The 12,473-nt window shown below is 56.7% G+C and carries 9 protein-coding genes; 6 read left to right on the top strand and 3 right to left on the bottom strand.

Going from position 1 to position 12,473, the window contains the following annotated elements; genetic code table 11:
* Window positions 1-67 precede the first annotated feature (67 nt).
* Window positions 68-2,737, bottom strand: coding sequence for a M1 family metallopeptidase (locus tag SH139x_RS06045; RefSeq protein ID WP_488354380.1), 2,670 nt, complete (start codon window positions 2,735-2,737; stop codon window positions 68-70).
* 161 nt (window positions 2,738-2,898) lie between these two features.
* Here SH139x_RS06045 and eboE point away from each other — a divergent pair, with 161 nt between their 5' ends.
* The 6 genes from eboE to SH139x_RS06015 all read left to right on the top strand — a co-directional run bounded on the left by eboE (window position 2,899) and on the right by SH139x_RS06015 (window position 7,852).
* Window positions 2,899-4,083, top strand: a complete 1,185-nt coding sequence (eboE, locus tag SH139x_RS06040) for a metabolite traffic protein EboE (protein WP_488354379.1) — start codon at window positions 2,899-2,901, stop codon at window positions 4,081-4,083.
* An 80-nt stretch (window positions 4,084-4,163) separates the two neighbouring features.
* Complete coding sequence (locus SH139x_RS06035) at window positions 4,164-4,886, top strand: pyridoxine 5'-phosphate synthase (protein ID WP_488354378.1); 723 nt, start codon at window positions 4,164-4,166, stop codon at window positions 4,884-4,886.
* Between the two features lie 85 nt (window positions 4,887-4,971).
* On the top strand, window positions 4,972-5,538 hold the full coding sequence (locus tag SH139x_RS06030) for a hypothetical protein (RefSeq protein WP_488354377.1): 567 nt from the start codon (window positions 4,972-4,974) through the stop codon (window positions 5,536-5,538).
* Between the two features lie 18 nt (window positions 5,539-5,556).
* On the top strand, window positions 5,557-6,360 hold the full coding sequence (locus SH139x_RS06025; protein ID WP_488354376.1) for a TVP38/TMEM64 family protein: 804 nt from the start codon (window positions 5,557-5,559) through the stop codon (window positions 6,358-6,360).
* 121 nt (window positions 6,361-6,481) lie between these two features.
* Window positions 6,482-7,372, top strand: a complete 891-nt coding sequence (dapA, locus tag SH139x_RS06020; protein ID WP_488354375.1) for a 4-hydroxy-tetrahydrodipicolinate synthase — start codon at window positions 6,482-6,484, stop codon at window positions 7,370-7,372.
* Window positions 7,373-7,519: 147 nt separating this feature from the next.
* A complete protein-coding gene (locus SH139x_RS06015; RefSeq protein WP_488354374.1) occupies window positions 7,520-7,852 on the top strand; it encodes a hypothetical protein in 333 nt (110 codons plus the stop codon).
* 100 nt (window positions 7,853-7,952) lie between these two features.
* Here SH139x_RS06015 and SH139x_RS06010 read toward each other — a convergent pair whose 3' ends face one another.
* Both SH139x_RS06010 and SH139x_RS06005 read right to left on the bottom strand, forming a co-directional pair.
* Window positions 7,953-10,334 (bottom strand): efflux RND transporter permease subunit, encoded by a 2,382-nt coding sequence (locus SH139x_RS06010; protein WP_488354373.1) that lies wholly within the window; start codon window positions 10,332-10,334, stop codon window positions 7,953-7,955.
* Window positions 10,335-10,355: 21 nt separating this feature from the next.
* Complete coding sequence (locus SH139x_RS06005) at window positions 10,356-12,449, bottom strand: redoxin domain-containing protein (protein WP_488354372.1); 2,094 nt, start codon at window positions 12,447-12,449, stop codon at window positions 10,356-10,358.
* Window positions 12,450-12,473: the final 24 nt, after the last annotated feature.

Here is a 12,473-nt window from a genome sequence, read left to right as displayed (position 1 = left end):
ACCAGCCGCAACCCCGGGGCGCTCCGAAGAACGCCCCAAGATTGCTAGTATCGTCTACCAGGACAACTTAAGCGGCAGCCTTATCCTCGGCGGCTGGCTTTTTTGCCGACTTTTTCTCGGCAGGCTGCTTAGCATCGGCCTTCTTTGCATCGGCCTTCTTTGCGTCAGCCTTCTTTGCGTCAGCCTTCTTGCCTTCGGCCTTCTTTCCGTCAGCCTTTTTGCCTTCGGCTTTCTTGGCGTCTGCCTTCTTGCCCTCGGCCTCACCCTCAACTTCCGCGTCGTCAGCAGCCTCGTCCTTTTCTTCAGCCTTGGTTTCAGCCTCTTCCTTGGCCTTCGCCTCAGCAGCTTGCTTCTTGGCCGCTTCCTCAGCAGCTTTCTTTTCCTCTTGCTTAGCAACCTTCATGGGATTGCTTCCGCCACCTCGGCCACTCGATTTAAACAATTCAAAGCGAGTCGGCTCCAAGACCGGTGGCCAAGAATTATTGCTGGCGTCGGTATCGGCCAATTGCCCTCGTGGATCGAGTTCCACCCGTTCCAACACCTTGTCGGTCATTACCATCTTGCTGACTTGCTCACTATTGCGACGCCAGATTTCAGCCGGCAGCGTCATCGTTTCCTGAGAGCCATCCGTGAAATGCAGGCGGAACACGATCGGCATCACCAAGCCACCTTCATTGGTAAAATCGATCAGGTAAAAATTGGTTTTGCGACGTAACAGCTTTTGCTCGTCGTCATCAAGCGACTCCAAATACTTTTGAAACGCCTTGCGATCCGCTTCGCTGACCTTGTAAGGATCGTACTCATTATAGAAATCCTTGAGGCCGGGGAACGAGTCGATAATCTTGGGCAACTCTTTGTTGCGTTCGGCCGACAAACTGGGCTCGCGAGCTTCGCGTTCCAGCCTTTCTCGCTCCGCCTTGGCGTCCGGATCACCAATTTCAATTTGATAGTAGTTCACATCGGCAATACCGATATCGACGTGATCGGTGCTGTAAAACCAACCTCGCCAAAACCAATCAAGATCGACCCCCGAAGCATCTTCCATGGTGCGGAAGAAATCTGCCGGAGTCGGTCGCTTGAACTTCCAACGACGTGCATACTCACGGAACGCGAAATCAAACAGTTCGCGACCGAGAATCGTCTCTCTCAGAATATTGAGTGCCGTAGCCGGCTTGGCATAGGCATTCGCGCCAAACTGCAAAATCGATTCGCTGTTGGTCATAATCGGCATCTGACCACTGCTACGCATAAAACTGGTGATATCCTTAGGCTCACCGCGGCGACTGGGGTAATCATCCTCCCATTCTTGCTCGGCCAAGTACTGCAGGAAGGTATTCAAACCCTCGTCCATCCAAGTCCACTGCCGTTCATCACTGTTGACGATCATGGGGAAATAGTTATGCCCCACTTCGTGAATGATCACCGAAATCAAAGCGTACTTAGTCCGCGCTGAATAAGTACCATCCTCATCGGGACGTGGCCCATTGAAACAAATCATTGGGTATTCCATCCCATAGACCGGGCCATTCACGCTGATCGCGGTCGGATAGGGGTAGTCGAACGTATAGCGACTGTAGACATTCAGCGTGTGCACGATCGAAGCGGTGGAATACTGACTCCACAACGGCTCCGCTTCGTTGGGATAGTAAGACATGGCGTACACAGGCTGTTCACCCACGTTATGCACCATGGCGTCCCAAATGAATTTGCGACTGCTGGCGAAAGCAAAATCGCGGACATCCTCGGCGTAGAAAACCCAAGTCTTCGTCTCGTCGGTTCCCTCAGTCTCGTTCTCTTTCGCCTCTTCCGGGGTAACGATAAAGATCGGACGATCGGTATCTTTGGCCTGCTCCATTCGCTCCAGTTGTTGCTCGCTCAACACATCTTTGGGGTTCTGTAACACGCCAGTGGCGCCCACGATGTGGTCGGCTGGGGCGGTGATCCGCACCAAGTAATTACCCATTTCCAAGGTAAACTCACCAGAGCCCAAAAATTGCTTGTGCTGCCAACCGGTATAATCGGTGTAAGCCACAACGCGTGGGAACCACTGGGCCATTTCGTAGATGTAGTTTTTGTCCTCATCAAAGAACTCATAACCACCCCGCGCACGAATTACTTTGGCGTCAACGATGTTAAATGAAAAGCCGATGCTAAATTCGGTTGTCTCGCCGGGTGGCAATGGTTCGGGAAGGTCGATCCGCATCATCGTGTCAACGATCACGTAAGGGATATCATTCCCATCGCCGTCGACCACTTTGCTGATCTTATAACCACCATCAAAGGATTCCGCGATCATCATCCCTTGCAACTGGCTGAACGGCACCCGCGGACCAAAAGGCCGCCCCGTGTTAGTTACGTTGCTGACCGACTTGGGGTTAAAAATATTCTGATCCAGTTGAACCCATACGTAAGAGAGCGGATCGGGAGAGAAATTGTGATAGTCAATCTTCGATGTCCCGATCAATCGTTGGTTTTCATCGTCCAACGTGACATCAATTTCGTAATCAGCACGCTGTTGCCAATAGTTAACCCCCGGTGCGCCCGATCCAGTACGATAGACGTTCGGGGTGGGGAGCAATTCCTCGAGTTGCCGAAAAGCGTCAGGACGATTCCCGTTTTTGGCGTTCGGTGGGAATTGGGCCTCGACCGGACTAGCCCAGCCGACAAGTCCCAAAGTGAATATTGCCCACAAAGTGTTGGCCAATGGCCACGAGCCAGTTCGTGTTTCTTGGTGCATAGATTGATCTTCAGTCCACTGGAGACGTATTTACAAATGTTGGGGGTTACCGATAAGTGTAGCTAACAGAATAATTTATGCAGCCAGGCAAGCTGGGAAGTTTGCGTTGGCCCCACAAATGATGCCCTTTCATTCCTCACTCTCGCCCGCCCGCCTGAAACTTGACCGCTCCAAAATTCGCCACCGGATACTGCACAAACATCCACGCTGGGACTGACCTTGATGCCCTGATCGCCAATCTGCGCGAGTTTTCCGGCCCCATTCGCCAACAAGCTTGTCCCCAAGAAACGCTCGGTGTCGGGCTGTGGGTCCCCCATCAAGCGGCCGAACAAATCGCCTCCAATTCGGGATCGATCGAACGCTTGCGAGACGAGCTGGCCGCATTGGGTTTACGGGCTTACACGTTCAACGGTTTCCCCTACGGAAATTTTCACCAAAAGGTGGTCAAGCATCGCGTTTACGAGCCGACTTGGTGGGATCCCCGCCGCGGCCAATACACCTGGCAACTGGCTCAAATTCTCGATCAACTGCTGCCGCCGGGCGAGGTTGGCTCGATCAGCACCCTGCCGTTAGGCTGGGGAAAACTCGACTTGGAAACTCAACAAGCCAGCGCAGATAACCTGCTCGCGGTGGCTCGCCAGCTAGCCGACCTGGAATCCAATACGGGGCGTCGCATTGTGCTGGCCATCGAACCGGAACCAGGCTGTCACTTTGACCGGGCAGCCGAGGTGGTTGAGTTTTTCGAGCGATTCATTCCGTCCGAACATCGCCGCTATTTGACCGTTTGCCATGACGTCTGCCACGCCGCCGTGATGAATGAACCGCAGGCGCAGGTGATCCGGCAGTATGAAAGTCATCAAGTTACTATCGGCAAGGTGCAAATCAGCAGTGCGATCGCGGTCGATTGGACCCAGTTTGATCAAGCAACAGCGACCCGGGCAATCGAGCAGCTCAGCCTTTTTGCCGAGGACCGTTACTTACACCAGACCGGGATCATGGATGCCAAAGGGCAATTTACGCTGGCCGAAGATCTCCCCGAGCTGCTCCGCGAGCGGGCGGCAGCGGCCACGTTTAGCAACGACGATCAAGCTTGGTGCATTCACTTTCACGTCCCCATTTTCCTTGATCAATTCGGCGTCCTGCGTGGCACACAGCTGGAGATCAAGGATTGTCTAGCCGCCCTGGCCGGATTACCGACAACCGCTTATGTTCCCCACTTGGAGGTCGAAACGTACGCGTGGGGTGTTCTTCCGGCGGAGATGCGAGCGGCCGGGTTAGTGCCCTCGATTGCCGCCGAAATGCGGTGGCTCGATTCCCAACTGGCCGATTTACAGTCGGTGCCCTGAAGACTCATTTCCGTTATCGCTTAGCCCGTAGCACTCAGCCCGCATTGAAACTCAGCCCCCTTTGCCAATCAGCAGCGACCATGATTGAACTCGGCGTCAACATCGACCACGTTGCCACCCTTCGCCAAGCGCGGCGGACTTATGAACCGGATCCCGTCACCGCGGCGGCATTTGCCGAGCAGGGCGGGGCAGATGGGATCACGTTTCACTTGCGTGAGGATCGTCGGCACATCCAGGAACGTGACGTGCAGTTGCTGATGCAAACGGTCACGGTCAAAACCAACTTTGAAATTGCCTGCGAGCAAGAGGTGCTCGACATTGCCTGCCGGGTCAAACCGACATGGGCATTATTGGTCCCCGAGCAACGGCAAGAGGTCACCACCGAGGGAGGGTTGGATATTCTCGCCCAACGTGAGCGAGTGTCGGCCGCCGTCGCACGCTTGCGCGATGCCGGAATTCTTGTCAGCCTCTTTCTCGATCCCGAACCGGCCCAGATCGATGCCGCGATTAAACTGGGTGTGGATGCGGTGGAGCTGCACACGGGACCCTACGCATTGGCTCGCGATGCGGCGCAGACCGCCGAGTTGGCTCGCCTGCAACAGACCGCTGCACAATTAAAAGCGAGCGGTTTGCGGATTCACGCCGGGCATGGCTTGAATTATGCCAACGTACGCCCGGTTGCGTTAATCGATTCCATGATCGAGTTGAACATTGGCCACGCGATCATTTCGCGAGCTGTGTTTGTGGGATTAACCGCCGCGGTGGCCGAGATGCGGCGTATACTGGATGCTGTGCGGCCCTAAGCACCTCCGCATAAGTCATGAAACCGAAATGAATCAGCCGCAACGCGCCAGCGTCCGGTTCCTCGGAACCGTGAGCCAGTCCTCAATGGCTGATGTAACCGAAAGACTTCCGCCCGCCAACTTTGCCGAGCAGCGCATGAGCTCCGGAACGAGTAATCCCACTGGCCGTCGATTTCCGCACCCCGTGCTCATGCTAGCTGGTCTGCTTTGGCTAACCTTGCTCCCGGCGACTGAGGTGCGCGGGCAAAACTCCTGCCGTCCTTGTGGCCCCGCCTATCTCCGCGGACCTCTCAGCTTGCTGATCCCCCAAGGTGCTGCGGGTGCAGATTTCCGCCCCGCCTGTCGCCGACACGATGCTTGCTATGAGATTCCAGGCGTCGATAAACGAGCCTGCGATCGTGAATTTTTACGCGGCATGCACGCCGCCTGTGAGAACTCCAGGCACCCACGCTGGTGTCGATTTGTCGCGAATCAAATGCACCGCGTCACGGCCAATCGCGGCTGGGAAGCTTTCCTGCTATCTCAGCCACCCATGATCGCTTCCCGGTTGCGAGCGGGCTCCCGGTTAGTTGCCGGCCGGTTGGTGCGAGGGCCTATCGCTGGAGGGCTGTTGTCTCGAGGCTTTTCAGCCGGCGTGCGCGGCTCGCGTTAGGTTCATTCGATCACCATCTTGCCCCCTCAACTCGAGTCTCTGCACGCTCGACCCGATTCGGCCCCGCCGCCAGTTTCCACGTTGGCCACACAGCTGACGCGTTCGCTGCCGTGGTTGCTCTTCCTGCTGCTGGGCGGCCTCGTGGCGTATTCTTGGATGACCGCGGGAATTGCCTATCAATTGCTGCGTCCCGATACCGCGGCCAGCGAGCGAATCGCCGCCCTGCAACATTATTTTGATGAGCTGGGGATGTGGGCGCCGCTGGTGTACGTGCTGTTTGTGGTTGTGGAAGTGGTGATTGCCCCGCTGCCGGGACTGCTGCTGTATGCACCGGGCGGCATGATTTTTGGCCCCGCCGTGGGCGGCACACTGTCCCTGTTGGGAAACACACTGGGTGCCGGCTTGGCCTGTCTGCTGACGCGGAGCTGGGGAGATCGCTGGCTCGGCAAGTGGGTTGCTCGCGAGTCGCTGGAGCCGCTGCAAACGCTCCTTGAACGCCGCGGAGGCTGGGTCATTTTTCTATTGCGGGTGAACCCTCTGACCTCTTCGGATCTGGTCTCCTACGCGGCTGGTTTTTCCCGCATTTCCGTCGTCACCGTGATGCTGGCTACGGCCTTGGGGATGGCACCTCTGTGCTACGCTCAGGCCTATTTATCGGACGGCCTATTCCGTGTCTTTCCCGGCTTGGTCTATCCGCTGCTGGGCTTGTGTATTGTCTATCTGATGGTCTTGCTCATGATCATGCGTCGCTGGAGTCGCCGGCAACACCGCCGGAGTTTGCCTGCTGCGGTCCCCCATCGCGACGAGTTGAAAACTAGATGAATCACGGGCAGATGCGTGCCTAGCCGGGTTGTGAGCAGCGTCCCGGGCGTGTATCCATTCAGAGTGACGAAGTTCGCCCTTCGGCGCCCGATTCTCCACCGCACCGCTCATTGATTTCCCCATGAACAACCGCAAAGGCTCCCAGTTCGCCGGCCTCTCCGTTGCCATCGTGACCCCGTTTCGCGACGGCCAAGTTGATTTCGAACGTCTCCGCGAGCAGATCGAGTTTCAAATCGCCGCCGGAGTCACCTGCTTGGTCCCCGCCGGAACGACCGGTGAATCGCCCACGCTGACTCACGAAGAACACGATCGCGTAATTGGCGAGGTGATCCAGCACGTGGCTGGGCGCTGCAAAGTAATGGCCGGCACTGGCAGCAACAGCACCGCCGAGGCATTGCGACTGACCAAACGGGCTGCCAGCGAAGGAGCCGACGCCACGCTGCAGGTCGCTCCCTACTATAACAAGCCAACCCAAGAAGGGCTTTACCAGCACTTCAAAGCGGTTGCCGAAGCGGTCGATATTCCCGTTTGCGTTTACAACATTCCCGGCCGTAGCGCGAAAAACATCGAACCCGAAACCATCGCTCGCCTCAGCGAACTGGAGAACATCACCATGGTCAAAGAGGCGACCGGCTCGCTCGACCAGTGCTCTCAAGTACTCGCCAGCACCAACCTTACGGTTTTGAGCGGCGATGATAGCCTCACGCTGCCGATGCTCGCGCTCGGGGCCGAGGGTGTCATTTCGGTGGTCGGCAACATCGTCCCGGGCGATATGCTGAACATGCTCCGCCTGTTTAGCGCTGGCGATCTGGCCGGCGCCCAACAAATGCACTTCAAACTATTTGCCCTCTGCCGTGAAATGCTCGGCCTGGCGACTAACCCGATTCCCGTCAAAGCGGCCCTGCGAATGCTGGGCAAAGATACCGGCGAATTGCGATTGCCAATGACCGACCTGGAAGCCGACGGCGAGGTCCAATTAAAAGCGACCCTGCAGCGATACGGCCTGCTTTAGGTCTTAGCCGTCGCCACACCTGCGGCATACCGCAACGTCGGACCGCCTTTTTTTATCCCGAGCGTGGCCCAGAGACAAAATCGCAAGCTAGGGTTGAATAGTTTGCTGATCTTTGTCTCATCGCTACGGCTTACGCTCCGGAACGTTATGCTTTGTCATCGTCTCGCCGAACGCATTCAGCACCTCAACCCAGACCTGCCGGCTATCGAGGTCGCGCGAATCTGCCTGTTGATTCTCAACAGCGGTTGCGATGACAATTTGCTTAACGACGACGCTCGCGTGCAACGTGAATGCAAAGCGGCCGCTTTCCGGCTCAAGGCAACCGCCGATCAACACGAAGCGGTGACCGCAGAACTCGACATGCTCTGCCAAGACGGTCCACAGAAATTTGATGCCGATCAAATCTGGACGCTGGTGCGGGCCATCAAAGTCCAGAGCCAAATCCTAGATCTCTACACCGATCAGCCCGCTTGGACATAAATCTCACGGCACAAACCAACCGCACTCTATTTTCCCGCCTCCATTTTCCTGCCAATCCGGAAATAGGAATGAAGGCAAAATTTCGGGCATGCTAAGGAAATCAGAGCGGAGCAGCAGTGTTTTCGTTCTTCGTTTGGATAAGCGGCGATTCAGACGCACCGACCGCAATAGCATCGTCCGCCCTACTATCAATGCTAGCGAGCTCATCATTGCCGGCGAATTGAGCCAGCAGCGCCGGCAAGAAAAAGATATCGGCAAACAGGGCTGAAAGGAAGGTCATAATTCCCATGCCGGCAAAAATCACATGCTCGCGAGAGTCGCTGAGCATCACCGTGATAAAGCCCGCCACCAGCACCACCGTCGTTGTGATCAAAGCGGTTCCCACGCCGACGAAGGCATCGTGAATCGCTTGCTTATCATCCACGCCGGTTTCGCGACATTCGAGATAACGCGTCATGAAGTGAATCGTGTCGTCAACAGCGATCCCCAAACAGACCGTAAACGCGCAGACGCTGACCAGTTCCAGCCCTTGCCCCATCCAGACCAACAGAGCGCCTGTCAAGACCAGTGGAAACATATTGGGGATAATGGAAATCAAACCAATACGAAGCGAGCGAAACACTAATCCCAAAACGATAAATATAATGATGCTGGCTGCTCCTAAACTTGCTGCCAAATCAATGACGATGCGATACAGATTTTGCCATCGCCGCACGGCGCTGCCAGCCAATTCCAGTTCAAAACCAGGATGCTGCTCAGCCAGCGTGGCCAGCCTAGGTTCTAATCTTTCAAAAACTTCGGCATAGCGAGCGATGCCCAGATCTTGCACTCGAAACGAGACGAATGCGGTGCGTGTCTCAGGAGTATAAAAGGCACGCTTCAGCGGCGGCGGGAGCAGATCGGCCAACGCCATCCGGCTGCCCGCTGGTCCTCGCCCTGGCAAGGCTTCGATCAGCGAAGCAATCGAGAGCGGACTGCCCAACAATTCTTCCTCATCGAGCAAACCGTGAACTCGCTTGATCATCTCCAACACGGCGTCGGGCTGCTCCTCCGCCGCCGCGGACCAACGCACCCAGACGCGGGCACTTTCCAGACCCCCGAATGATTTATCCATTTGCTGAATGGCTTGCACCGCGGGACTGCGAGTGGGCAGCCCCTGTTGCCGCCGTTCATCAGGCTCCAACTGCGCAGCCACCACCGCGCACAATACCGTCGAAGCAATCGCCAGCGTGCTGACCAAGCGACGACGACGAATGGCAAAATCAATCACCACGCTGATGCGTCCAAGTTGACGCTGGACCACGCCACTGTGATGCCCGGCGTGGACTCTGCGACCGAGGATCGTGCTGCACGCCAACGGGATCACCGTGAGGATCGCGATCAACATCAAAAACACGCCCAGCACACAGCACCAACCAAAGTCCCGCACCACTTCGTGCCCCGCCAAGCTCAGCGAACCAAAACCGATCGCCGTGGTCACCGAGGTCAGCACGCACGCCAAGCCGACTTCTTGCGCTCCCCGCCGAGCAGCATCTCGGGGCGGCAGTCCGGCCGCCCTGTGGTGGCGAATTTGGACCATCATGTGCACCCCGTCCGTTAAGCCCAACAGGGACAGTAACGTGGGCAAAATCACATCGTTGAAGGGGTTTTGTTCGAGCTGGAAATAACGCAAAAAACCCAGCGTCCAAAACACGCCCAAGGCGGGTGCGAGCGCCACAATAAAGACCGCCGCCGGGCCGCGAAATAAAATCAAAGCGGCGATACCAATCACGGAGTAACCAATCAACTGATAACGCAATTGGTTCTCGCCGGAGGACCGCCAACTGGCCAGGTACAAAGGCACTGGCCCAGTCACCTGCACGCTGGCCTGAAATTCCGGTTCGGCCGCGATCGCCTGCTCGGCAACCTCTGCTAGATCAGTCGACACTGCCTCATCGTTTTCCACAAACAACCAATCGATCGATATCATCAATTGTAAGTACTTACCGTCGGGCGAAAGCAATTGCCCAGCCACCAAGGGATGCGAGAGCGCCTTGCGACGACTCGCCTCGAGCAACGTATCGCTGGCATTCCCGCGAGGAAAAATAGGCTCTGGCAAACCAAAAATGTTGATGATCGGCGCGCGGTCCATCCACATCACGTTGCTGACTTGCGGTAACGCCTCCAACCGCGAAACCGTCTCACGAAGCGCCCGCATCCCGGCCGGGGTAAAAATCTGGTCCGAACCAATCAGCAAGATCGCATCAGCCTCTCCCAACCGCAGCGGATTCACGTCGGGCAGGGGAGCGGTCGACTCGGTGCCTTGCGCGACAGTCTCAACCGCTTGCTCAACTGCTTTCGGTCGCAGCTGATCCAACAACAAATTTGGATCGCGATAGCCGATCACCGCCAGCACGGTTAATACCAAGATCAGCAACGTACCGAGCAAAGGATGATCGACGATGCTGGCTAAAAAATGATTGACGCGGCGGTGCACACGCACTCCTCAAAGATGACTGCTTGTTTAATTACGAATCCGCGCGGCCGCTGACCGGCTGATTTCGTCCCGATCCAACACGCGATCGTTGTTGATGTCGAGCGACCAAAAACCAAAGGCGGCAAGCGCAGTGGGGGTCTCGCTGCGTTCGATAACGCCATCCTGATTCGGATCAAAGCGAGCAAAGAAATTATCCACAAAGGCGGCCCGTCGCTCGGCCAAATCCGCTGAAACCTGTTCCTCCGATCGATCTCGCTTGATCAGCCTTCTCCCTTCGCCAACTCCGCGGCGGGGTCGGGCAATATCATAAAACGCGACAGCCATTTCCTCCCAACTTTGATCACCCCAGCTGACGTGCTTTGTCGGATCGGGATTGAAAGGATTATGGATGGAATTATCAAACACCGCGGTGAACAGCAGGCGAGTCTGTGAGGTCAACGCAACGGGCTCGACCAAACGGTAATCATGCTGCCAATTAAAATCGTAGTTGGGAACTCGCAGCAGCGGGCTGGGTAATTGCGGGTTGGGTAATTGCGACTGGGCCGATTCACCGGTTTCTTCGATGAAGGCATCTTGCAACTCGGCGGAGTCGGTCAGGTAAATCATGAATTCGCTGCCGCGATAATGCATATGCGGCATCAGCGACAACAATAAATCACCATCATTAAACCCACGGTCGTAGCCACGCACGGGATGACGTTCGGCTTCGGGAGGGATTTCAAAGGATTGGTTGATTGCCATCCGGGTTTGCACCTCGGTGGTAACTTCCTCGGGATCGGCAAAGAGCAGTCCGATGCGACTGATATCGGTTTCGGGCCTGCCGGTCGGCGTGTAGTGCATTTGAAAGACCAGTTTGGAACCAGCTTGCACCCGTCGCGCGGCCCCGGTGGGTAACACGGCGGGCCGCTGGCCTGGTACGTAAGCAGCCAACCAACCGATCCCGTTAAACTGCCCACCATCGGGAGGTCGCACAAAGCAGATCGCGTGATGCACCACGCGTGAGTTGCCCGGCACCACCTCGGCCGCTTGAATCCAACGCTCCTCTTCCCAGCCGGGATCGACGACAAAATATTGATAGTCGACCGTTCCCGTAGCGGGCACTTGCATGGGAGCCGCAGCCATCTCCAGCACTTCGTCTGGCTCTCGCGGCAAAGCCCAACCGGCGACAAATTGCGGGGCGGGGGGCAAATCTTGCGGCTCACCCTCGGGCATCCCCAGGGCAACCCAACGACGCAGCAGCTCGACCTGCTCGGTCGGCAAGTGACGCGCTCCGACAAAACGATCATGTGGCGGCGCAGCGTGCCAAGGCGGCATCCGGCCTTGATCAATGACTTCCAAAATCATTTCTCCCCAGCCGACAACTTCGTCATAGTCATCCAAGGCGAAAGGACCTATTTGGCCTTGACGATGACACGACAAACAATGCGTCTGCAAAATCGGGGCGACATCGCGGGTGAAGGTAATCTCCGCGGGCTGGCCAGAACCGGGTTGGCCAGCTGACGGTGCTGTCGGCTCTCTTCCGATGATACAACCCACCGCTTGCGTGCGAACTCGCGGCGGTTGTTGACCGGCAAGCAAAGCCTCAATCGCAGCTTGCAGATCGTTACTTTTCGGCGCACTTCGCACGATACCAGGTTCGTACTGGTCATCGATTCGCCCTCGATAGCGAATCGTTCCGGCGGCATCCAACACGACCACTTCCGGGGTCCGCGTGGCAGAGAACTGATCCGCCAAGCGATTACCGCGATCTTTGACCAGTGGAAAGCTCAGCGCATGTCGATCGGCGTACTCAGCAAGCTCTGCCGCCGAATCTTGGCGATTGCTACCGACCCCCACAAAGCTGACCCCGGCATCCGCGTACCGGTCGGCGAGCGTTTGCAAACGACTGCCGTAAAGCTTGGCGAGCGGACATTCGGAGCCAATAAAACAAACGACTTGAAACCGCGACACGGTCCCCGGCCCCAATTGGTACGGGGTGCCATCGATTGCCGTCAGTTGCTGGCCCGGCACTGGCCCAAAACTCAACTGCCCGCCGCCGGCTGGCTGTGCGAGAGCCGTGGGAGTGATTCCACAGACAGACCACACACAACTGACACACAGCACCCTGATCCAGACCATCATTTGCAAACACCGAGCGTTGGCGAG

This window comes from Kothea flammea (assembly GCF_052161645.1).
In the GTDB taxonomy this organism is placed as follows: domain Bacteria; phylum Planctomycetota; class Planctomycetia; order Pirellulales; family Pirellulaceae; genus Laterigemmans.
Note: the sequence above shows the minus strand (reverse complement) of the source record. Positions and strands in the feature narration are given on the sequence as shown.